This window comes from Vibrio sp. AK197, from assembly GCF_053903115.1.
Map to the genome: position 1 here is coordinate 839,435 of NZ_CP096429.1, position 23,827 is coordinate 863,261.

General features: G+C 44.8%; 21 protein-coding genes. 9 read left to right on the plus strand and 12 right to left on the minus strand.

All coding sequences use genetic code 11. The features are described 5' to 3' along the window. Window positions 1-142 precede the first annotated feature (142 nt). Window positions 143-892: a 5-oxoprolinase subunit PxpA gene (locus M1D72_RS03770; protein ID WP_456294569.1), complete on the plus strand. Its 750-nt coding sequence runs from the start codon at window positions 143-145 to the stop codon at window positions 890-892. Window positions 893-962: 70 nt separating this feature from the next. On the opposite strand, the gene M1D72_RS03775 is transcribed toward M1D72_RS03770, so the two are convergent. The 3 genes from M1D72_RS03775 to M1D72_RS03785 all read right to left on the minus strand — a co-directional run bounded on the left by M1D72_RS03775 (window position 963) and on the right by M1D72_RS03785 (window position 6,186). Then, window positions 963-2,399 (minus strand): FAD-dependent oxidoreductase, encoded by a 1,437-nt coding sequence (locus M1D72_RS03775; protein WP_456294570.1) that lies wholly within the window; start codon window positions 2,397-2,399, stop codon window positions 963-965. 677 nt (window positions 2,400-3,076) lie between these two features. Further along, on the minus strand, window positions 3,077-5,512 hold the full coding sequence (locus M1D72_RS03780; RefSeq protein WP_456294571.1) for an ABC transporter permease: 2,436 nt from the start codon (window positions 5,510-5,512) through the stop codon (window positions 3,077-3,079). Beyond that, window positions 5,512-6,186: an ABC transporter ATP-binding protein gene (locus tag M1D72_RS03785; RefSeq protein WP_390195464.1), complete on the minus strand. Its 675-nt coding sequence runs from the start codon at window positions 6,184-6,186 to the stop codon at window positions 5,512-5,514. Before M1D72_RS03785 ends, M1D72_RS03780 begins: the two co-directional genes overlap by 1 nt. Here M1D72_RS03785 and tesA point away from each other — a divergent pair. From tesA to M1D72_RS03805, 4 genes are all read left to right on the plus strand, one after another. Continuing rightward, window positions 6,185-6,793 carry a multifunctional acyl-CoA thioesterase I/protease I/lysophospholipase L1 gene (tesA, locus tag M1D72_RS03790; RefSeq protein ID WP_390195467.1) on the plus strand — a complete coding sequence of 203 codons (609 nt, stop codon included), beginning with the start codon at window positions 6,185-6,187 and terminating at the stop codon, window positions 6,791-6,793. The two genes, M1D72_RS03785 and tesA, sit on opposite strands and share 2 nt — an antisense overlap. Window positions 6,794-6,858: 65 nt before the next feature. Then, the gene (gene fabV / locus M1D72_RS03795; protein WP_456294572.1) at window positions 6,859-8,052 is read left to right on the plus strand and encodes an enoyl-ACP reductase FabV; all 1,194 of its coding nucleotides are present in this window, start codon (window positions 6,859-6,861) and stop codon (window positions 8,050-8,052) included. A 139-nt stretch (window positions 8,053-8,191) separates the two neighbouring features. Beyond that, complete coding sequence (locus M1D72_RS03800; RefSeq protein ID WP_456295598.1) at window positions 8,192-10,108, plus strand: sensor domain-containing phosphodiesterase; 1,917 nt, start codon at window positions 8,192-8,194, stop codon at window positions 10,106-10,108. 68 nt (window positions 10,109-10,176) lie between these two features. Beyond that, the gene (locus M1D72_RS03805) at window positions 10,177-11,835 is read left to right on the plus strand and encodes a P-loop domain-containing protein (RefSeq protein WP_456294573.1); all 1,659 of its coding nucleotides are present in this window, start codon (window positions 10,177-10,179) and stop codon (window positions 11,833-11,835) included. A 66-nt stretch (window positions 11,836-11,901) separates the two neighbouring features. Here the strand turns inward: M1D72_RS03805 and M1D72_RS03810 are convergent, their stop codons facing one another. From M1D72_RS03810 to cutA, 3 genes are all read right to left on the minus strand, one after another. Further along, window positions 11,902-12,534, minus strand: coding sequence for a DNA-J related domain-containing protein (locus tag M1D72_RS03810; RefSeq protein WP_456294574.1), 633 nt, complete (start codon window positions 12,532-12,534; stop codon window positions 11,902-11,904). Window positions 12,535-12,689: 155 nt separating this feature from the next. Further along, entirely contained in the window at window positions 12,690-13,529 is an 840-nt protein-coding gene (locus M1D72_RS03815; RefSeq protein WP_390195478.1) for an isopenicillin N synthase family dioxygenase, read from the minus strand. A gap of 153 nt (window positions 13,530-13,682) precedes the next feature. Next, window positions 13,683-14,003, minus strand: coding sequence for a divalent-cation tolerance protein CutA (gene cutA, locus M1D72_RS03820; protein WP_456294575.1), 321 nt, complete (start codon window positions 14,001-14,003; stop codon window positions 13,683-13,685). 181 nt (window positions 14,004-14,184) lie between these two features. On the opposite strand from cutA, the gene M1D72_RS03825 reads away from it, so the two are divergent. After that, window positions 14,185-14,379 (plus strand): hypothetical protein, encoded by a 195-nt coding sequence (locus tag M1D72_RS03825; protein ID WP_456294576.1) that lies wholly within the window; start codon window positions 14,185-14,187, stop codon window positions 14,377-14,379. Here the strand turns inward: M1D72_RS03825 and M1D72_RS03830 are convergent. Further along, window positions 14,376-15,023, minus strand: a complete 648-nt coding sequence (locus M1D72_RS03830) for an HAD-IA family hydrolase (protein WP_390195484.1) — start codon at window positions 15,021-15,023, stop codon at window positions 14,376-14,378. The genes M1D72_RS03825 and M1D72_RS03830 overlap by 4 nt on opposite strands. A 232-nt stretch (window positions 15,024-15,255) precedes the next feature. After that, window positions 15,256-15,756, minus strand: coding sequence for a flavodoxin (locus tag M1D72_RS03835; protein WP_456294577.1), 501 nt, complete (start codon window positions 15,754-15,756; stop codon window positions 15,256-15,258). 173 nt (window positions 15,757-15,929) lie between these two features. Here M1D72_RS03835 and M1D72_RS03840 point away from each other — a divergent pair, with 173 nt between their 5' ends. Together M1D72_RS03840 and M1D72_RS03845 are read left to right on the plus strand one after the other, a co-directional pair. After that, window positions 15,930-16,400 (plus strand): CreA family protein, encoded by a 471-nt coding sequence (locus tag M1D72_RS03840; RefSeq protein WP_390195492.1) that lies wholly within the window; start codon window positions 15,930-15,932, stop codon window positions 16,398-16,400. Window positions 16,401-16,517: 117 nt separating this feature from the next. Continuing rightward, entirely contained in the window at window positions 16,518-17,810 is a 1,293-nt protein-coding gene (locus M1D72_RS03845) for an inosine/guanosine kinase (protein WP_456294578.1), read from the plus strand. A gap of 63 nt (window positions 17,811-17,873) precedes the next feature. Here M1D72_RS03845 and M1D72_RS03850 read toward each other — a convergent pair whose 3' ends face one another. The 4 genes from M1D72_RS03850 to nrdD all read right to left on the minus strand — a co-directional run bounded on the left by M1D72_RS03850 (window position 17,874) and on the right by nrdD (window position 22,616). Continuing rightward, on the minus strand, window positions 17,874-18,548 hold the full coding sequence (locus M1D72_RS03850) for an ATP-dependent zinc protease family protein (RefSeq protein WP_390195498.1): 675 nt from the start codon (window positions 18,546-18,548) through the stop codon (window positions 17,874-17,876). Window positions 18,549-18,575: 27 nt separating this feature from the next. Continuing rightward, window positions 18,576-19,757: an amino acid aminotransferase gene (locus M1D72_RS03855; protein WP_456294579.1), complete on the minus strand. Its 1,182-nt coding sequence runs from the start codon at window positions 19,755-19,757 to the stop codon at window positions 18,576-18,578. A gap of 211 nt (window positions 19,758-19,968) precedes the next feature. Continuing rightward, a complete protein-coding gene (nrdG, locus tag M1D72_RS03860) occupies window positions 19,969-20,448 on the minus strand; it encodes an anaerobic ribonucleoside-triphosphate reductase-activating protein (RefSeq protein WP_456294580.1) in 480 nt (159 codons plus the stop codon). 47 nt (window positions 20,449-20,495) lie between these two features. Beyond that, on the minus strand, window positions 20,496-22,616 hold the full coding sequence (nrdD, locus tag M1D72_RS03865) for an anaerobic ribonucleoside-triphosphate reductase (RefSeq protein ID WP_390195507.1): 2,121 nt from the start codon (window positions 22,614-22,616) through the stop codon (window positions 20,496-20,498). Window positions 22,617-22,909: 293 nt separating this feature from the next. Here nrdD and M1D72_RS03870 point away from each other — a divergent pair, with 293 nt between their 5' ends. Then, on the plus strand, window positions 22,910-23,815 hold the full coding sequence (locus M1D72_RS03870; RefSeq protein WP_456294581.1) for an endonuclease/exonuclease/phosphatase family protein: 906 nt from the start codon (window positions 22,910-22,912) through the stop codon (window positions 23,813-23,815). Window positions 23,816-23,827: the final 12 nt, after the last annotated feature.

Consider the following 23,827-nt stretch of genomic DNA (forward strand, 5'->3'; position numbering starts at 1 on the left):
TTCATATAATGAAGCATTATTTCATTTGGGTATATAAATGTATAGAAATGATAAGGGTGGATAATGCGATTAAGCCTAAACAATGAATTGGATCACTATTTATTGAATTTACTAATGATTTTCGCAAATTAGGGACAAGACGATGACACGACGGACAATTACCATCAATTGCGATATGGGTGAAAGCTTTGGCCCTTGGACAATGGGTAACGATATCAAGGTGATGCCTGCTATTGATATGGCGAACATCGCTTGTGGCTTCCATGCTTCGGATCCGATGATAATGAGTTATACCGTCGGGCTGGCGATGCAGCACAACGTAAAAATTGGTGCTCATCCGAGTTATCCTGACATGCAGGGATTTGGGCAACGTCATATGACGATGAACGTTGAAGAAATCACTCAAATGGTTATTTATCAAGTTGGCGCGTTGAATGCAATGTGTGAGAGTCAAAATACACAATTAGAATACGTCAAACCCCATGGTGCACTTTATAACGATATGATGAGCGATATGAATGTGTTTGAAGCTATCGCTGATGCCGTTTCCTGTTTTAATGTCCCTTTAATGGTCTTAGCACAACCAGACAATCAAATGGTATTAGACATCGCTGATCACTACGAGTTACCACTGCTATTTGAAGCATACATCGACCGAGCATACTCACCTAATGGTCAGTTAGTCTCTCGCAGCGAAGCCGCCTCAATCATTACTGATGAAGATGATATTCTCAACCAAGCTTACCTGCTCGCTCATTTCGGTATTTTAAAAGCCATCGACAATTCCGATCTTGCCTTAGAAGCCGACACCATCTGTGTCCATGGCGACAGTCAACACGCTGTAGATATTATCCATAAGCTGCGTCGTGTGCTCAACGACACAAAGCGCTGAAGTTCAGCGCTTTGTTGCAAGAAGAATTTTGTTGCTAGAATCATTTGATGCTATTTCGCAATATCGTATGTTATTGACCAAAATACTGCGCTAACTCGATCGGATATTCTCGAGCCACTGCCATTTGCTCGGCGCGTGTTTCAACGGCTTGCGCCGATAACGTCATACTCTGTGGATGAAGCGCTTCTATTGACTGACCCTTATATTCATATAAAGCCCACTGCTCAACAATCTTACGTGCCGCTTCTAATGCCGAAGAACCTTTAACAATTTCCACCCTCGCGTAATTGTCTCCGGCAAATGTCACGTCTGCAGCTCGTAGTGTGTCATCTTCACCTGGGATCTGCTGGGCGCCAAACAGCGGCTTTCCTAACTCAGTAGCAGTTTGGTACTGAGGAATAAACTGGCTCATGTGTTTGATCGCTTTATGCGTGCGTTCAATGCGCTCAGATTCAAGCCACCCTTGCTTAATTTTACTTTCCAACTCGGAAGGTAACTTAGGTTGAGAGGATTCGGGCGTCGAACCAACGAGGCCATTATTAAATAACGTAATATCTTTGGTCATGCCATGCAGCTGAAATACACCATTTGGGTATGGCGTTAGCTGAGCCATGCCCTGCTCAGTCCCTCTTGGGCCATGAAAAACGACTTCCGGCCACTGCTCATTGCAATCCCAGTGCGTCACATAGGCCGCTTTAAATTCGACTAGGCGAGTACGATGCTCAGAGACGAGATCGTCAATCATACCCGTCTCATAGCCACAGGCATTGATCAGGTAATCGGCATGAACTTCAAAGCGACTGTCATCTTGACGTCGGCACCCAACTACCCATTGTTCCCCTGCACGTTCCAATGCATAGACCTCTGTTTGGGTCAAAGTTTGACTATTTGGTAACTGTTCAAGCACTAAGTCCGCGCTTGAGGCTAGACGAAATACGCTCCAACCATACTCTTGAACCGCAATCACCGGATATTTTAACGCATCGAGGTCACTGTGCTTTGCAAATGGTATTAACCAGTGTTCTATCGTATTGGGATGACTTGGCTGGGTCTTATTCGCCAACGCTTCGAGCTGCTGCTTTGAAAACAACTGATAATAGTCTCCCGGTTCACCCAATACCTTATTCGCTGAATCCGCTTCGACAAATTCTTGATAACACTGTTTAATGATTTCCAACCGAGGTAAGAGATCGTCAGGGTTTCCCGCATCCGACTGCGGCACCGCTATGACCGTTGGACGAACGTTAAGAGAGTGCGGGTACAGTCTAACCGTTTCAATCGACTGTTTAAGAAGTTCAATGCACTGCTGGGTCGAGATTTCACGATATAGGTTTCCCCCAGCATGCAAGTGACAAATAGGCGGTCCATTCACAAGCCCTTCACCGCGCTCGATCAAAGTGACCTTTAAGCCAAGCTCAGCCAGATGGACAGCCGCCGTTGCGCCTGCCACACCACCGCCAATAATGGCGACAGATTTGGGTTCGTGCGTGAATTCTTTCAATAACATTAATGTGACCCGCTATATTCCCCAATGAAACATCAATAAGTGTACTGATTTAAAACTGTTAAAAAAATCACATTTTTCATCCGGTTTTAAACTATCTCGCGTTAATCTTACGAACGCCAAGATCATACGTATCAACCAAGATGCTTATTTTACAGCAAGTTTTCTACCAACGCACATAACGATTACGATGATAATGAATGCAAATCCATATATTACAAAGACCTATAGATAGACCCTAACGAAAAACCTCCCGACTATTTCCATAAAAGCGCTAGCCAAAATCCAATTAGCACCAAAAGCACGCTATCTGCGTGCTAACTTGGTGCAGTGACGATCTCATATCAAGATCGTAAAAGAGAATAAATTGATGTGCGCTTGAAACCAATGACAGACCGAGTCGTTCGAACTCTCAGGCTCAAAAAAACCGGAAAAGGCCTTTTCCAAATCCTTGTCGTAACACTGAAAATCCGCACGCAAAAATTGAGAACAAAAAATCAAAAAAATGCTTGACTCAATTCTTGTCAAAAACCGCTAATCGGTCGATTGTGAATAACCATTTTTGCCAATCCTATGTCTTGTATGGCTTCGACCGATTTAGCCAGTTATCTACAGGCAAAGTTATCCCAAACTTTATCCACTGATTTTGTGGATAACTGAATCAATAAAGCGTCATAAATTCATATAAACGCTTTATTTATAGGCCTTAACAGCTTTTTAATCAGACTGTTTACAACAATAAAAAGTGTGCAAAAAGTGATGATCGGCAGTAACAGCCAAAGCTCAAAATGGAAGCTAGGCGCGAGATCAAATCCATATTTCATGATCCCTCCAACGACCGTTTCTGCACCAAAACTGGCCACCACACCAGCGATCAATGCCATCAATCCATATTCCGCCCAGACCGTCGCTGTCACGCGTTTTTTACTTGCTCCTAGCGTACGATATAGTTGGATTTCTTGCTGGCGCTGGCTCAGGCTTAATCTGAGTAGCGTGAAGATAAGCAATAGCCCAGCCAACACTCCCAATGCAGCCAACAACGTAATTGCCCAGACGATTTGAGTTAACAACTCCTGAATTTTTGCTCCCATAGAACGAATATCAAGCAAACTCACCGTCGGGTGTTGGCGAGATAGCTGATTCACCAAGGCATCGTCTTGATCCGTTAATCGAAAACTCACGAGCCATGTCGATGGTATATTTTCAAGCACATCTGGCGTAAAGATGAAATAAAAGTTCGGTTTCATATCTCGCCACTCAACATCACGAATTGAGTTCACGGTAGCGGTCACCTGTTGGCTGTTAATGACAAAGGTCAGAGAGTCGCCAACATTTAGCCCCAATTCACTCGCTACTTCAGACTCAACCGACACACCATCACGTTGAGTCCATTGCCCATCGATAAGCTGGTTGTAATCGGGAATGTGGTCGCTCCAAGTAAAGTTAATCTCACGGCTTAACGCATCAGTATCAGCTGAATTGCCGGCATATTGCTTCGCATCTTGTTGATTAATTTGACTGACTCGGCCCCGAATAATCGGATACGCTTCAGAACGGTCGATATTATTGTTATCTAACGTTTCGAGATATTGGTCTTTTTCATAAGACGCAATGTTAAGTGAGAATGCATTAGGAGCATCTTCAGGAATGGTTCTTTGCCAATCAGACAGCAGGTCGGTTCGAACTAGCCACATAGTGGCTAACAGCATTAACGACAATGCTAATGCGCCAAATTGGATGCCAGTGTTCCAAGACGAGCGGTTAATGCGACTTAGCGCCAACTGAAAAGCCGTGGATAAAGGCAGGCGAGTCAAAGACTTCGCAACGAGAAGGCTGATTATCGCCAACACGGCAAATAACCCGACAATCCCAGCAAGCATCATCCACACCAAACTGTTATCCCAATAAAGAATAAGCATCGGAATCAAGGGGAACAGCAATAACCATACGTATTTCTTTACCGCAACTGGTTTATTTTGTGCCTGCAATACGTTGACAGCACTGACATTGATAAGCCCAAGCAGTGGCATCCCTAGAGCCGGAATAGTGATCAGAACACTCGTAAAAATGGCAAACAAATACGGTTTAATCCCAAAACTTGGCAAAGGGTTGGGTAATAAGTCACTGAGGGGAATACGTAGTAAGTATTCGAGCAATAACCCTAGCCCTAGCCCGCATACGGATGCAATAACAAATAAAATCAGTAACTGAAGCAGCAACCAGCGCGTGACCCATTGTTTGTTTGCCCCCAAACTTTTCAACATAGCAATGGTACGAATACGTGTAGAAACATAATGTTGGCATGTGAGTACCAAAGTCGTTGCCGCCATAATGATAACAATCGCAACACTGAGAGACAGATATTGTTGTGTACGGCTAAACACATCGCTGGTACGGCTCGCGGTATCTTCATTCCGCCAGCGATCACTCGGTGTCAACTCAATCGATTCTTGAACGGGTTTAAGCTGCGCGTCTTCACCATTGAGATACAAATCGTAACGTACTCGGCTGCCAAGTTGCACCGCGCCCGTTTTGTCTACATCACCAATATGAATATAGGCCGAAGGCATTTGTCGAAATGGATTAAAACTCAGGCCCGGCTCTTCAAGAACACTTCCGGTAATCGTATAATCAGCATCTCCAATTGTGACAGCGTCACCCACTTCAACATCCAGTTGACTGAACAGACGCTCATCGAGCCACAACTGCCCCGGCCCAACATGTTGAAAACGTGACTCCCCGTCAGAGAGCACCATGTCGCCCTGCAGTGGATAATTATTGGTCACCGCTTTAACGGTAATCAGTTTCATCCCATTATCACTAAATGCCATCGTTTGAAAACGCACGCGCTGAGCTGAGGTTAACTGACTCTCTTTAACTGTCGTTAATAAAGGCGCAGGCAGCGGATTATTGGACGTGAACACTGAATCGGCCGTCAACGCTTCTTTTCCTTGTTTCACAATGACTTGTTCCATACGCTCGGTAAGCGCGGTCAACGCGAAGATGCAGGTAATAATTAACGTTAACGCAACAGACACTGGCCAAAGTTGGCCATGACGAATTTCGTTCCAGCTCCAAGACCAGAGCTTTGGTGATGCAAACGTACTGTAGGACATTACGCTTCCTCCAAATGACCTGCTGAGATATGTAAGCGGCGATCGCAGCGGTCTGCCAGTGCCATATCATGCGTCACTAACACCAAGGTGGTTCCATGTTGTTTGTTGAGCTCGAAAAGAAGTTCAATGACACGCTCTGCCGTGTGCTCATCAAGATTCCCCGTTGGCTCATCGGCAAACAAAATTTTCGGCTGAATCATAAATGCGCGCGCTATCGCTACTCGCTGTTGCTCACCACCAGAAAGCTGAGCGGGTGAATGTTCAACACGGTGTTCTAAACCAACAGATTTAAGCAGCCCTAAGGCTCTCGCTTTATCCTCTTTCTCACCGCGCAGTAAACAAGGCAAAGTCACGTTATCAATGGCGCTTAAACTGGGTATAAGAAGGAAACTTTGAAACACAAATCCAATTGATTCAGCGCGAATGGCCGCACGCTGCTCATCATCAAGTTGCGCCAAATCTTTACCAAGCAATTCAACCACGCCCTGCGATGGAACATCGAGGCCCGCTAATAAGGTCATCAATGTTGACTTACCCGCGCCTGATGTCCCGACGATCGCGATGCTTTCCCCTTCCTTCACATCAAAAGAAATGTCTTCAAGGATTGTCAATTGCTCTTCTTTGGTAGAGACTGTTTTAGACAAAGAAACGGCTTTAATTACGGATGTTTGCATGTTTAGACTCTTTTCCCTTGTTGTAATTTTCCTAGTAACAGCACCAGCTTATGCGACTAAGTTATTGATTGTTGGCGACAGCTTAAGTGCAGGCTATCAAATGCCAATCGAAAAAGCATGGCCAACTTTGTTGCCTGATGTTTTAGCTGATAAAAATCATGATGTTACAGTTATTAACGCCAGCATTTCCGGTGACACTAGCGGCAATGGTCTAGAGCGACTACCCAGTTTATTAAGTCAACATCACCCAGATTATGTGCTCATCGAATTAGGCGCAAACGATGGCCTACGCGGATTCCCACCCAATGTAATAGAACGTAACCTCACAGAGATGATCTCGCTGATCAAGCAAGACGGCGCATCGCCAGTTTTGATGCAAATACACGTTTTGCCTAATTACGGTAAACGCTATACCGAAGCATTTTCAGCCATTTATCCCAAACTTGCAGACAGCCATGACCTGCCTTTGATTCCCTTTTTTCTTGAGCATGTCATTACGCGTCCTGAGTGGATGAAAGACGATGGCTTACACCCAAGAGCAGAGGCACAACCGTGGATAGCAAATTTTGTTGCTGATCAGTTAATAACTCACCTTCAATTGCCGTAGCTCAATAATTGGCAAGCTCTTTTCGGTTATTCTATTTCCTAGTTTGGCTAAACTAGGAAAATAACATGATAATAGAGCCGGTGATTAAAGGGGTTGTTGCTCGCGCCTCTCACCCTTACGGATGCGAACAATCCATCCTTAAACAAATTAATTACGTAAAATCAGCAAAATCGATCCAAGCTGGTCCAAAACGTGTGTTGATCATCGGAGCTTCATCTGGATTTGGACTCGCTGCGCGCATCGCATTAACGTTTGGTGGTAGCAACGCCGACACCATTGGTGTGTCTTTTGAACGTGGCCCCAGCGATAAAGGAACCGGTTCTGCGGGTTGGTATAACAACCACTTTTTTAAGAAATATGCCAACCGTGAAGGCCATACTGCTGTCAATATTCAAGGCGACGCCTTTTCTGATCAAACTAAAGAAGAGGTCATTGAAGCGATTGAGACTTACTTTGAAGGTGAAGTTGATCTGATTATTTATAGTGTTGCCGCAGGCGTGCGGCCAGATCCGAAAGGCAGTGACGACATGCTGCGCTCTGCCATCAAACCTATAGGGCAATCGTTCTCTGGCGCAACCATTCAGTTAGAAAATGACCAATGGCAACAACAAACGATTTCTCCAGCCACTGAAGAAGAGATTGACGCAACCTTACAAATTATGGGCGGACAAGATTGGGAAGCCTGGGTCGATGCACTGATTAATGTAGAGTCCATCGCGCAGGGCTGTAAAACCATTGCCTTTTCCTATATTGGATCGGAAGTCACCCATCCGATATACCTAGATGGTACTCTCGGCCGAGCCAAGGTCGATTTACATCAAACCAGCCACTCTCTTAACCTTAAACTCGCCAATTATCAGGGCAATGCTTACGCCACTGTGTGTAAAGCGTTAGTCACCAAAGCCAGCGTGTTTATTCCGGGTTTAACCCCCTACCTCACCGCGTTATATCAAGTGATGAAAGAGAAAGGAACGCATGAAGGCTGTATCGAGCAGATGCAACGTTTATTCAGCGATAAACTCTATGCGCAAGACAGTGTTCCTGTTGATGCTGAGCGTTTAGTGCGCATGGATGACTGGGAGATGAATGTTGATACGCAGGAGCGTGTTCAATCCTTACTCGCTCAGTTGAATAAAGATAACTTTGCGCAGCTGGCTGACTACCAAGGCGTAAAAACCGAGTTCCTAAACCTTAATGGGTTCGGTTTTGACAACATAGACTACTCAGCGCCCGTTGATTTGAGTGTTTTTCATAAGTAGAGCGTGTCAAGTGTGAGACAGCTGCACTGAATGGAACCGCGGTTGCGTGGTCAACACGCGGTTCTTTGGTACATTGAGTCAGATTATTAATTCGCTGCAACACGCAAGTTGCATCAGTAGTGAGCTGACTCGATTTATGATGCCTAAAGTAAATGTAAACCAAATCAATATTCCTATCGAAGTTGTTTGTGGCTGGCAAACCATTGCCAACTTGCTCACTGAGTTAGTCTCTGTCCCTGCTGCAATGATTGTTCGAGCTCATAAACAACATCTGGAAATTTTTTGCTGCAGCGATGGCTCGCCAAGTGAATTTCAGGTCGGAGATACGCACAATTTAGGCTCAGGGCTGTATTGTGAGCATGTAATAAGCCAGCGCACGACGCTTAAGATAGCTAACGCACGTGATGATTTATATTGGCGTCAAACGCCTTTAGAGCAAGAAGGCTATATCGCTTACTTAGGTATTCCTATTCGCTGGCCTACAGGTGATATTTTCGGCACGTTATGTCTATTAGATACATCACCAAACAACTTTGATACCACCTTTCAAAACTTGATGGAAAGTTTTCGTGATGCCATCGAGTCTCAAATGACCACACTGTACCAAAAAGAGCAGCTTACAGCAGTTAATCAAGAGCTGAGTAATCGCGTTCAAACTCGCACCAAAGACCTTGTTGAGCTTAATTACTCACTCAATCAAGAAATCGGCAAACGTATTGCTGCTGAAGAAAAAGTACGTTATCAAAATCATCATGACTCAGGCACTGGGTTTCTTAACCGGCCGGGTTTAGAGCAGAGTTTGCAAAGCTTTCTTGATCACAAAAAACCGGAATGCGCGATATTGGTTTTCTATATCGGCTTTGCCAATGGCGCGACATTGCAATCCAAACATGGATATGTTGCTTGGGAGCAGATACTGATTCACTTTCGTCAGCGCTTAAACAATTTATCCCATCTTGATTTTATTACCGCTCGCCCTGCCAGTAATGATTTAGTCATCGCCGTCACTGTCGCGACGAATCAACTCGACAGCCTCACCGAAGAAGTATGTCGCCACGTTATCAATGTCAGCCAATCGGAATTTGAACTTGAAGGGCAGCGCATTCATTTGCATGCTTATATTGGCATTACCACCAGTGAAATGAGCAATAACCCAATGCAAATGCTCAAACAAGCACAAGAAGCCATGCGTTCTTGTAAGGATTTGGGTCATAAATTTAATCATCACTCCCAAGCACTGGCGGATTTTCAACAAGAACTGAACCATCTAGAAAGTTATCTGTTAAAAGCATTACGTAACGAAGATCTATTACTGTACTTTCAACCCAAGGTCTCTCCAACCACAAAACAGTGGATAGGAGCAGAAGCCCTGCTGCGTTGGCGTCATCCTGTATTAGGTGATTTTTCCAACGAGTCGCTGATCCATATCGCCGAGCGAAACGGGCTGATCTTTGAAGTTGGCACTTTTGTGCTCCATTCGGCGATAAAAAAATCAGCGCCATGGATAAACTCACGCCCGAATTTTAAAATCTCCGTCAACGTCTCTGCGGTGCAGTTACGTAACCCCCAATTTGCCGAACATGTCGAATCGATACTAAAACAACATCAGTTTCCCGCTAAAAACCTCGAGCTTGAAATAACAGAAAGCAGCTTGATAGCCGATGAGCACGCGGCACACAGCACATTGACTGCTTTACATACACTTGGAGTCACGCTGTCTTTAGATGATTTTGGTACCGGTTACGCAACGTTCAACTATTTAAAAAAATACCCATTTGATGCACTAAAAATTGATAAAAGTTTTATCCAGCATCTCGACAGTAGTGACAACGACAGAGAGATTGTCCATTCGATCATCTATGTGGCCAAAAAACTCAATTTAGCGGTGACCGTTGAAGGTATAGAAAGCGCATTTCATGAGAACTTTATCATTCAACAAGGCTGCGAATACGGGCAAGGTTTTTATTATGGCAAACCAATGACAGCGGAACAGTTTGAATACTCCCTGCTCAATCAAATTCAGCACCAGAGTGCACCACCGATGGTTGAATCGTGATGTATGCTTTACGGAAGTGGATTGGCTTCTTATAATCCTCGACTTCTGTTCAAAGTGGATAACCTTTTATGGATCAACTTACTGCGATTTTGAAAAAAATCGAAAAACAAAATTATCGCGCATATCAGCAGATCAAAGGTCAGTATGACTTTAAAGATTTCACGCTTTTTATTGATCATGTCCAAGGCGATCCGTATGCCTCTTCCTCACGTTTACGCGCCTTACGCCCCTGGCCGTTGACCGACCTCGCTTGGCTCAAAGAAAAATCTCCCGCTTACCAAGTGGCGGCACGTGATTTTATCGCACGCCAATTTGCAAACTTTGCCAAGCAAGACAACCACATTAATATCGCGACCACAGGACAAACGGTATTGGATAACACAGCGATACTGTTTCAGGAGTCGGGAATAGAGCTGCGTTTTCGAGTCGACCTGCCTGCCGAAGGTCGCTCAGTACTCGGAAAAAAAGCGCTTAATCTTTTAACCTTCCACTTACCTAAATTCATCCGTCGCTGCACCATCGAACGAGAGCTCGATATTGAGGCGCTGAAACACCATTGTGAAGTGATCGAGGATCAAGAAGCAATGCGTGCACAACTTGAATCACTGCAACTTTCCGCGTTTGTCGCAAACGGTTCAATACTGCCACGAGCTGCTGGTAACAGCGACTTACCAATGAAAGACGCGATCGCGTTTAACGCGCCTGAGTCTTTATCGGCCACATTGGATACCCCAAATCAAGGCCCGGTGACGGGGCTTGGCATCAAGAAAGGGATTACTCTCGTAGTGGGTGGTGGGTTTCATGGTAAATCGACATTGCTGACCGCGATTGAACGTTCAATCTATAACCATATTCCCGGTGATGGTCGAGAAGCGATTGTGACCAACTCTCAAGCGATGAAAATTCGCGCGGAAGATGGACGCTGTGTTCACCGCCTCAATTTATCAAATTACATCAATCACTTACCTCATAATAAACAAACCGATGACTTTTCCACTCAGGATGCTTCAGGCTCTACATCGCAAGCCGCTTGGTTACAAGAATCGATTGAGGCCGGCGCGAAGGCTCTGCTGATTGATGAAGATACCTCCGCCACCAACTTTATGATTCGCGACGAACGCATGCAGGCGTTAGTTGCCAAGTCTGATGAACCCATTACTCCACTAGTGGATCGTATCGGTCAATTGCGTGACCAATTCGATATCTCTTCCATTATTGTTATGGGAGGCTCAGGTGACTACCTTGATGTCGCCGATACTGTGATTCAAATGCACGATTATCAAGCCATTGATGTCACGGAGAAAGCGCAGCAAGTCATCGCTCAGCATCCGACGCAACGCCATAATGAATGTGAAAAACCACTGCTGGACTTTACGCCACGAGCGTTAAATGGCGCTGCCATTCAGAAAGTCTTGGTTGACGGTAAATATCGCGTGACGGCAAAAGGAAAGGAGTCGCTAAGGCTTGGTAAAGAGTTTACGGATTTAAGTGCATTGGAACAGTTAGAATCCTCAAATCAAGTCAATGCGATCGGTTGGCTCTGCTTCCAGATAGCGCAGCAACCGGGCTGGACACAAAATCCTGCTGAATTTGTTGAGCGCCAGCTGCACGAGCAATGGCACCATCAGATGCCTGAACAAGGTGACCTGGCAAAGCCGCGTGTACTCGATGTACTCGCCACGTTAAATCGTATGCGCAAAGCTCAGTTTTCAGCGTCAAAGTGTTAAAGACACGACTCAATACATAACAAAAAAAGCGCCTAATGGCGCTTTTTTACTTTTAACCAATGTTCATTAAATATGTTCACATTGACGAAGCACATTCCATGCTTCACACAATACGCGAAAGCGTTCACTGTCACCGTTATCTCTGTCTGGATGCCATTTTAAAGCCAGCTTGCGCCATGTTCTGCGAATTTCAGTTTTACTGGCATCCTGAGGTAAATTAAATAACCTCAAAGCACGATGCCGATCAATGCTCACGACATTACTGCTGCCACCAACAAAATCGTGATAGCGCGTCCAAAACTCATTGAGCAACCGTTTCACTTCGCCTTCTTCAGCTTCGTAATTTTCCCAATGGGTGTAATAGTCACGAAGCGGGTCTTCGTTATCTATGGAATGGCCTGGAACATGATGAACCGGTAACAACGCAATATCCATGGCTTCGACCTGAACCCAGTTATCAGGATACAAGGTTTCTTGAAGTTGATAGAGTGCATTCATTATCAGAAAGTTACGCTTGAAAAGGTCTTTATCCGCGGCTTCATCTAAAACCGGAATTAGCTCCATATCACGTAAATGAGCTGCGAGCGTGTGAACTTTCCATCCTCTGGGCTGCTTACGCAACACTTCAAGTGTTGGCCAAACCAAAGGATTCTCCATGTAAGACTGAAATTGTGCGCGAACCGCGTTTTGCTCTTCCATTGCTCATACTAAATGATGACCCATGGATATAATTCAAATCTATTGTTGGAGATTTGTCGAGAAACGAGACCATAAAAGAGCGTAGGAATTGATCTCTGCGACAAAAGAGCAGCCCGAGACCGCTCTTTTCATCGGTTTATAAAACGCGGGCCGAATTAAATGACGCCTAACTCGCGTAAGCGCTCCATTAGATAGTCATGTGCTGTATAGCGCGGAGATAACACAACCTCAGGCTTGGGGTGCAAAAATAGCGGTAATGAAATGCGTGAATGGGTTTGACGCTCACCGCTTGGATTAATGACCCGGTGAGTCGTTGATGGAAAATAGCCGCCAGATGCCTCTTGCAGCATATCGCCAATGTTAATGATCAAATTGCCAAAATCACACGGTACGTCAAGCCAGGTGCCATCTTTGCTTAACACTTGCAGGCCAGGCTCATTGGCCGCTGGTAAGACCGTCAATAAGTTGATGTCTTCGTGTGCGGCCGCTCGAATCGCTCCAGGCTCTTCACTGCCCGTCATCGGCGGGTAGTGCAAGATACGCAGCAGCGTTTTATGACTTTGGTGAATCATCTGTGATAAACGTACTGAAAATTTCTCTTGTACGTCTTGTGGGGAATACGCCTCAACCCAGCCTAACAGTGTTTCTGCAAACGCATTAGCTTGTTGGTAGTAATCTAAAATCTGCTCCGATAACTCTTGAGGAATTTGTCCCCAAGGATAGACATGGTAGTACTCTTTGAGGTCCTTTACCGAGTGGCCTTTTGCCACTTCAGATACACTGGGAGGAAAGTAACCATCTTGTGTATCAACATTAAATTGAAATTGGTGCTTACGCTCTGACAGAAAGAACCCCTGCCAATTGTGGTAAATCGATTCAACAAGTGATTTCGGTATAGGATGGTTTTTAAGGACCCCAAACCCGGTTTCGTGAAGTGATTTAACAAATTGCTCAGCAGCATCTTCAGCAAGAAAATCGACTGTTTTAAGTTCCATGGCGTGACTTTATCGTAGTAATCGTTAGGCGTAGAATTGTAATCAGCTTGTAAAACCAACGCAAACATTTGCGCTACAAACTATAGTGAGCGTTCGAGAACTGTGTGTACGTTTCACTTTTCAAGAAAGTTAGAAAAAGGTAAACAACCTAACTTAAGCTTTTGTCGAGGCAGAAAGCCATTGCAGATAAGGATTAGCACCATCTGAAAACGGGATTTTAACAATTTGAGGTGTTTCATAATCATGCAGTTGGGCGATTAAATCTGCCAATTCTTGATAACATCGGTCGGTGGTTTTGAAAATCAGCAAGGTTTCGTGATCACAGCAAGTTTCACCTTGCCACAGATAGTTGCTTTCAATTGGCATGGCCTGGATACATGCAGCCAATTTCTCCTGTAAAACGGAATCAATAATCAGCTGACGATTTCGCTGATCGTTGGTGGTGGTTAACACGATGCAGTAACCTGACGACATAAACACTCCTTAGCGAAAAATGATAATTAACTCGAACTATTTAGTCGGAAAATCATTATCCTACTTCTTGCTAAATCAATTTACGCTACACTGGCAATGAGCTCAATACACAACATCATGAGCCTAACTATAAAAAATAAATCACACCCTACTCTTTTTTCGCTTGTTAACGGAGACTCCAGTGACAGACACCCAAAGCTCATTATGCTGTCCGCTATGCGGTAGCGATGAATATCTATTGTCGGACAAAAATCAGTTTTTGTGCGCAGGTTGCGGCACTTTTCTTGATGATGTATCCAAAGCCGTCACCGATGTTGCCAACGCGAAACGCTTTACTCGCATCACGCCAATCATGACCAGTAGTTTGTGTCACTAAACGGGAATTAAGGCATTCAACTCTTTTAAGTTGCCAATGGCGGTGACGTCTTTGGAATAAAGCTGAGAGTTGATGCCTAATAGTTGAATCGTCTCGACCCCAGCACGAAGCCCTGCCTCAAGCCCTTTCGCCGTATCATCGATATACAAACATTGGGACAAAGAAAATCCCATATTCATCGCTGAGTATTGGATTAAATCGGGCTCTGGTTTCCAGCTGTTTGCATCGAACGCAGAGAAAATACGCCCTTGAAAATACGGTAATAATCCGGCTAAAAACAGTGAACGTTCAATTTTCTCTCGCGGACCATTCGACGCCACACAATATTCAATCCCTCTAGCCTTGAGCTCAATAAGAAGCTCGGTGGCGCCTGACATCGGTTTCAAATGTTGACGAAACAGCCGGTCGACCTCTTGTCGGTAACAAGGCTCAAGTTCGTCGAGCGACACGCTAATGCCTAAACGCTCCGCTGTCGTGAATAGGATATCCGCAAGCTTACCGCCTTCAAAATGGGCCAAGGCATCTTGAACACTCATTTGTGCGCCATAATGGTTAAACACCGTTGCTAAGGCACGGCAGCACAATTTTTCGCTATCAATTAATGTCCCATCACAATCAAAGATCACACATTGGATTTGATTCATTGCCACTCTTTGTTTTTTGTATTTGCTTTTACAAATACTATATTTCGATTTTCAGGCTAATGAGGATGAAATGCGGAAAGCGTGCACTTTAACCAGATTAAAGTGCAAAAATATCGACTGGGTCACTCAGCACTTGGTGATCAGCGCTGATGAGAACAAGATCAAGAAAAGTATTAAAAATAACGAAGAATTAGCAGGTTACGAATAACGTAGCAAAAAAGCATGAATGACATTAATCCGCAATATAGATTGTCGAAGACTGGCAGTCGATGCCTAAGCGATGGATGAGCCCTTGCACCCAGTCTTGTTTCACCTGCTCGGTCTTTGGCTGTGCAAACGCCAAATCTGAAATGAGCACCTCGTTGTCTAAACGAGTAACGATTGCTCCAGCTAACGGTCTGCCTTGCTGGCAGGCCAAATATAACTCACAAGGTGGCGAGTAGATAATTTGAGTCAAAAACTCGATGATCAAAGCTTGATGCTCGGCATCCGACCAACGCATTGATTGCAATTGAGCAAATAGGATCGTCAATCGATGAAAATCGACCAAAAAAATATCGTCACTGGCAAAGGTCGATGCCATAGAAGAGGTTTCCCACATAGTGACATCCGCTTCTTTTTCAAGATACAACGCCCTACCTTCTAGGCTTTCTTTAGTGGGAAACTCAACCTCCACTTGTTGAAACAACCATTGCTGCTTAGCAGCCATCAGTGGGTGAGAAGATGGAGACATGACAAATTCCTTGGTATGACGTTGTCGCTAGGATACCCACACCGTATAGGCGTAACAAGGTTTATTTAAATAATATGTTGTAAAACGGACAGTTACCACTAGGCGTTGGTTGGTCAATGTTTTGCGACACTAAACCTGTTATCATGCGAGCGAAATCGTTAGAGGAAAGAACTATGTATAAAAAGTTGGCCGTTAGCTTATTGCTTGCACTTGGCTTAACCGCTTGTGATAACAACGAAGTCGGTGATGTATCACTTGGTATGTTTACCATGAACGACATAAAAATTGGTTCACTGAAGGATCCAATTGTAACGGGTGTCACCTGCCATATCGCATCGATCGAAGCTGATTTAAGTTTTTCCGACCCAAGTGATGGCTCTATTTCATGTCGACAAACTGGAGATATTACACCAGAGATGATCAGTAAAATTGATAAGAGTAAATCTGGTGATGTGGTGTTTAAAAAATCCAAAAGCATTTTCTTTAAGTCAATGAAAGTGCGCCGAATTTATGACTCAGAAAACCAAACTCTGCTTTATCTCTCCTACTCAACGAAAGAAACCAACGGTAGCTTCAAACATAGCTTATCAACGGTGCCATTATGGGGAACCAAAGCTTATAACCAAGCGATTCCCGCAGAATAAGGGCATAATTTGTGCCTGAGCGCGTTCTCAATGGACGCGCTATTCCCTGCAATAAAATGCAATAGCGTCGCAGCAAATGTGATACTATTCTAAAAAATTTTTCACCGATCACTGCTAATGAAATTTCCAGGCCAGCGCAAATCCAAGCACTACTTCCCGACCCATGCTCGCGATCCACTTGTTAATCAAATCCAGCAAACGCCAAAGCTGCAACGTCCTACGATTGTCGGAATTGGTCAAACCATTGTTGATATAGAAGCTCGTGTCGATGATGACTTCCTTGAGCGATACCAATTGAGTAAAGGCCACTCTTTGGTACTGGAAGAGAGTAAAGCCAACGCACTTTATAAAGAACTTGTTGATCGCCAACTGATTACCCACCAGCACCCTGGGGATACGATTGGCAACACGTTACACAACTATTCGGTACTGGCAGACAGCAACTCTGTGTTACTTGGTGTGATGTCACGCAACATCGAAGTTGGCTCGTTCGCCTATCGCTATTTGTGTCGCACCTCTTCACGTATGAACCTCAATCACCTGCAAACCGTTGAGGGTTCGATTGGTCGCTGTTACACCCTCATCTCTCAAGATGGCGAACGTACGTTTGCGATTAATGAAGGTGATATGAATCAGTTACGCCCTGATAGCATCCCTGAAAACGTGTTTGAGAAAGCATCCGCGTTGGTCGTCTCTTCTTATTTGATGCGTGGTAAACCTGAAGACCCGATGCCGAAAGCGGTGGCTCGCGCAGTCGAATTGGCGAAGAAGCACCATGTTCCTGTGGTCCTGACCTTAGGAACCAAATGGGTCATTGAAGGAAATGCATCATGGTGGCAAGACTACTTAAAACAAAACATTACGGTGGTCGCCATGAACGAAGAAGAAGGCCAAGCGCTGACTGGCGAAAGTGACCCACTCGTTGCCGCCAATAAAGCCTTAGATTGGGTCGATTTGGTACTTTGCACTGCCGGCCCAATTGGCTTGTATATGGCAGGTTACACTGATGACTCAGCCAAACGTGAAACCGAACTGCCGCTGCTACCCGGCAATATCGCTGAATTTAACAAGTATGAGTTTAGCCGAGCAATGCGCCGTGAAGACTGCCAAACGCCGCTCAAAGTCTACTCGCATATTGGCCCTTACTTAGGCGGTCCGCTGGAAATTAAAAACACCGATGGTGCGCTTTCTGCGTTGCTGCATGATATGGCGGCAAATCGTTATCACGCGGAAAATGTGCCTAACTCAGCAAAACACGTTCAACCATTTTTAACTTATTCATCGCTATCGCAAGTCTGTAAGTACGCCAATCGCGTCAGTTATGAAGTATTAACACAGCACTCTCCTCGCCTATCTCGTGCACTACCAGAACGAGAAGATAGCCTTGAAGAAGCATACTGGGATCGTTGATTCTCACTATCTCTTTGCATAAAAAAGACCGCATTGTGCGGTCTTTTTTTATCTTCGATGTGATTATTGACTGTCGTGCTTGTCTTGAATGTATTTTTGGCTAACATCGACAACGGCGACATCTTTAAAGAAACTACGTCCGAGTAACAATGGGAAAGATAAATGGGTTCTATCCGCGAGAGTAAATTCGGTCTTTTCTTTTAAATCACCAATTTGAATCCACGCCATAACAACCGCTCGGCGGTCAGTACCATTACTGCTCGACTGACGAATTTTCACCCAACGCTCGACTGGCAAAGCAATATCACGGCTTTTAACCCCTTCATGCTCGATTTTAAATTTAACCCAATCGTTGCCATCACGCTCAAACGGCTCAATATCAACCGCGCTGATTGAAGAGGTCGTCGCACCAGTGTCGACTCGCGCATCAAAATTTTGCTCAAGGCCTGGCACATATACCCACTCTTGAGCTCCTAGAATAAGCCGACCATCTTCCGTCTTCTTAGCCTTAAGTTTCAACTTCGTTTGTTCTGATACACCCGTTTTTGAACTTGAACTGGTCTCTTTTGCTTGCTCCGCCTCTTGAGTCGCAGAAGACGTTTCAGGCTGTGTTGGTTGTTCCGTTGTTGTGGTTTTTTCCGGTGATTGTTCGCTGCCTGTGGTTTCCGGTGTTGTGGAACAGGCTGCGAGACCACTTGTTAAGATCAAAGGAATCAATACTTTCCAGTTCTTGTTCATGCCTTACTCACTCTGTTGAAAGGTGCGCTAACTGACTGCAATCATCGCTTGAGCCACATACGGAATATCTTTCTCCGTTAGACCTGCGATGTTAATTCGCCCGTCGCCAACACCATAAATACCATATTGCTCGCGAAGTTGGGTCATTTGTTCTGGGCTAAATCCTAGCACAGTAAACATCCCTTTGTGATTCGCGATAAAGTCGAATTGTGAAGTATTGTGTTTATTTCTCAATTCGTTACAAAGAGTTTGACGAAGGTTTAACAAACGCTGCTGCATTTCACTTAATTCTTGCTTCCAGATCGCCGTTAGCTCTTGATTTTGCAACACAGTTTTGACTAACGCTGCGCCGTGATCCGGTGGCATTGTGTACGTCGCACGCGCCAGAGTCAGCAATTTGCCTTTGGCATTGTTGGCATCAGAAAGCGTATTCGCAACCACAATTGCAGCACCCGTTCGCTCTCTATAGAGTCCAAAGTTCTTAGAACACGACGTAGTGATAAGCATCTCTTCAACATGACTTGCCATATGACGTAGCCCGCGAGCATCTTCATCTAAACCATCACCAAAGCCTTGATACGCAATATCGACAAACGGAGTAAACCCGTTTTTCTGTGACAATTCAGTAATCGCTTTCCAAGTATCGAAATCGATATCCGCCCCCGTTGGATTGTGGCAGCAGCCATGTAATAACACGACATCTTGACTTCCCGCTTCGGCAAGCGAACTCAACATTCTTTCGGTATCGACTTGTTTGGTTACTGGACTAAAATAATCAAAATAGCGAACTTTAAGGCCTGCGGCCTCCATGATTGGCTTATGGTTAACATAGCTCGGGTTGGAAATCCAAACCGTGGTTTCTGGCTCTGCAAATTTTAATAAATCCGCCAGCATACGCAGCGCACCGCTGGCGCCAGGCGTCTGAATTGCAGAAACACGGTCAGTAACCGATGTGCCGCCTAGAAGAAGATCCACCATTGATTGGTTAAACTCCTCGCAGCCAGCTAAGCCAACATACGCTTTGGTTTTTTGGCTCGCCACCACCCTATCTTGCGCACGTTGAACCGCTTGCATAATAGGCGTTTCACCTTGGCTGTTTTTATACACGCCAATACCAAGGTCAACCTTGTTGGGGCGTTCATCAACACGATAAGCAGCAGAAAGAGACAGAATGGGATCTAAAGCAGGAGCAGGTAAACGAGAGAACATGAAAGTCACAACCCTTTGAAATTCAAGATGAGGAAACTCAAGTAAACACCATAGTTCTCAAGAAAGAAACGTCTTTTTAGTCTACACGGCAAAAATTGATGTTTTGGTTGTTTGTTCGCCTAAAAAACCAACAGGTTGTTAGCTTGATCAACAAAACCACCCAGGATAAGAACACTTTTTGACCAGTTTTTATTTTGCGTTTTGAGTATGGCTATTTAATTGTGTGATGTTCAAAGTAATGAATGATTTGATTCGCGCTTCCACGCCATTCGAGACGAGGATCTGCCAAAGCTTGTTCAAATTTTCCGTCTATTAATGTATCAACCAAACTGACGATTTCCTTTTGCTGTGTTGAGAGTTCATCGATACGATAACCACTCCATAGCCAGATATCTTTCCCTGGGCACTCTCGACGAACACGTTTCACTAATTTCAATACGGCTTCGACATTGGCCGGGTGAAGCGGATCACCGCCTGAGAGTGAAAGCCCACGGCGTTTGATTCGCGTATCGTTCAAGTCTGCGATAATTCTATCTTCGGCTTGCTGAGTGAATGGTGAGCCAGAGTCGAGGCGCCACGTCGATTGGTTATAACAGCCTCGGCATTGATGTTCACACCCAGACACAAATAAGGTGCAGCGAGTCCCCGGGCCGTTAACAACATCGATGGGATAATATTGATGAAAATTCATAGTGTTCTTAGGCAAGAGCAGCCGAAACTGCTCTTGATGTTGTCGGTTTATAAGTGTTTGACTCGGCGTTTAACTTCTTCTTGCTTACCAAAGTTAAACGGCCTTGCGTCTGGGCTCCCCAAGTAGCCACATACTCTTCGAGTTACCGAGACCTTACTTGAATCATGATTACCACACGCCGGGCAGGTGAAGCCCTTACTGGTACAATCAAACTCTCCGGTATAACCACACTCGTAACACTCATCAATCGGTGTATTGGTACCGTAGTACGGCACACGGCTATAGCTGTAATCCCAAACATTTTCTAACGCTTCGATATTACGCTGCATGTTTGGAAACTCGCCGTAACAGATAAAACCACCACTCGACAAACTTGGATAAGGCATTTCGAAATCAATTTTGTCGTACGGATTCACTTTTTTCTCAACATCCAAATGGAAGCTATTGGTGTAATAGCCTTTATCCGTTACCCCTTCTAAAACGCCGAATTCTTTTGCATCCAAACGACAGAAACGGTTACACAAATTCTCACTTGGTGTGGCATAGAGGCTAAATCCATAGCCTGACTCTTCGGTCCATGTGTTGACCGCTTGTTTGAGGCGCGCCACAATATTTACCGCTTTTTGGCGTAATTCACCGTCATCATAGAGGTGAACCTGATGGCCAAATAACGCGTTGATCGTCTCATGCAACCCGATGTAACCCAGAGAAATTGAAGCCCGGCCGTGTTTGAAGATATCTGCGATAGAATCTTCGGCTTTCAAGCGTACACCACACGCTCCCTCCATATACAAAATAGGCGCAACACGTGCTTTGACGTTTTCAAGGCGGCTGATTCGCGTCTCGAGTGCTCGGCGGGCCAGATGCAGTTTTTCATCCAGCAATTGATAAAAGCGAACTTCATCCCCTTGCGCTTGGATAGCAATACGCGGCAAATTCAGGCTAACGACACCTAAATTGTTACGCCCATCATGAACAAGTTCACCATTTTCTTCATAGGTACCGAGGAAGCTACGACATCCCATAGGCGTTTTAAATGAACCAGTCACTTCAACCACTTTGTCATAATTGAGGATATCTGGGTACATGCGTTTAGACGCGCAATCGAGAGCCAGTTGTTTAATGTCGTAGTTTGGATCGCTCGGGTTGTGATTCAGCCCATCTTTAATCGCAAAGACTAATTTCGGGAACACCGCTGTCTTGTGGTTTTTACCTAACCCCGCAATACGATTTTTCAGGATAGAAGTTTGAATCAGACGCGATGACCAAGAAGTACCTAACCCAAAACCAAAGGTAACAAACGGTGTTTGTCCGTTCGCCGTATGCAGTGTATTCACTTCGTATTCCAGTGATTGAAATGCGTCATAACACTCTTTTTCAGTGCGCGCAGTCGCAAACGCTTCAGGATCATGGATATCCCACTCTTGAGCCACAGCCAGATGCTTTTCATAGCTGGCTAAAACATAAGGCTCAAGAATCTCATCAATACGGTTAATCGTGGTCCCACCATAAATATGGCTTGCCACTTGAGCGATAATTTGTGCTGTGACGGCCGTCGCCGTCGAAATTGACTTCGGCGTGTCAATTTCTGCGTTACCCATTTTAAAACCATGCGTAAGCATACCTTTAAGATCGATAAGCATGCAGTTAAACATTGGGAAAAACGGCGCGTAGTCTAGGTCATGATAATGGATGTCACCCTGCTCATGCGCATTGACAATATCACGCGGCAAAATATGAGTTTTTGCGTAATGTTTTGCAACGATACCCGCCAGCAAGTCACGTTGAGTTGGAATCACTTTGCCATCTTTATTGGCGTTTTCGTTAATCAGTTCAACGTTACTTTCTTCAATTAAGCCTTCAATCTCACGCGTAAGCGCACTCTGCTTTTCACGTGCAATATCTCGGTCATGGCGATATTCAATATAGCCACGCGCCAATGACTTGAAAGGCCCTTGCATCAGTTCGTTTTCGACCAACGTTTGGATTTCATGAATATGAACTTCCGACTGTTCGGCTAACTTTAACTCGACGGCCAACGCCACATTGAGAGCATAAATGGCGGTTTCTTTATCCACGTGATCGGCAGCCGCTTCAACGGCCGCTTGGATGCGATCACGACAAAACGGGGCTTTAGAGCCATCACGTTTAATTACTCGAGTTTTCACTGTTTCTCCTTACCCTAACGATACTCACAGAGTTATCCACAAATACACTATATAGGGTTATTTTTTGTTCTTATGACACTACATATTGTGGCGTATTTAACGAAAACACCCAAATGAGAGTATTGATTTAGATCAACAAAGTTAGGTGATTCACTAATAAGATCGTGAAGTTATGGGGATTGATCTCAGATAGAAAATAAAAGGTGAAAATGTTGAAAAAGCCGCATTGACCACTTGAATTTTTTTGGAGTCTTGTAGGATAAAGGCTGAATGAGGATGAGGAGAGAGACGTCATGCGGAATGTTAATCTTAGGTTGTGTATCGCAGCATTTTGTTTACTTAGCTCTGTGTGTTCACAGGCTGCGCAAATTGCCCAATATCGCGTCGCAACTTGGAACATTGAGTGGCTAACCGAGCAACCCATACCAAAATCATCCACTTCCGCACGCCACAATGATGACTTGGAACGATTAGCGTTTTACGCAAAGCAGCTCGATGCCGATGTCGTTGCTTTTCAGGAAGTGGAATCCGTCGCATTGGCAAAGCGCGTGTTTGGCGATAAATACCAAATCATTCTCTCCGATCGCGCCAAACCTCAATTCCACTTCAATCAATTTGATGATGCAAACCAATACACTGGCTTTGCAATAAAATCGACGATTTCGACGAACGACCCTGCCGACATTAAACTTGAACAAGACAAAAATAGTCGTTTACGCTTTGCCACTTATATCGTACTCGAACCCGAAAATAAGCCAGCCATCCATGCACTATCCATTCATTTAAAAGCCGGCTGTAGCGGCGCATATCGACAAAAACGTTCATGCCTTAAAGTACTCGAACAAGCAAAGTACCTTAATGCTTGGATATTACAGCAGGAAGCGGCGGGCCATCAGTATTTGATCATGGGCGATTTCAACCACAACCTTGCCTATGCCGGTGATTGGCTATGGCGCGCCATGAGTGCGAATAGCCAAGCACAGCTGCTCACCCAGACGGCACCAGCCAAGTGCAAAGTCCGTTCAAACAAGAAACCGAATCAGCTTCACCAATTTCGTTCGTTAATTGACCATATTGTTGCCAGCAAACAATTAGCTACAACAGCGCAAAATACGGAGCAGTTGCTCTATACGTCACAAGATGTGCTCACTTATAAATTGAGCGACCACTGCCCTGTTCGCTCTGAGTTTCAGTGGTAAAAACCTATGCTA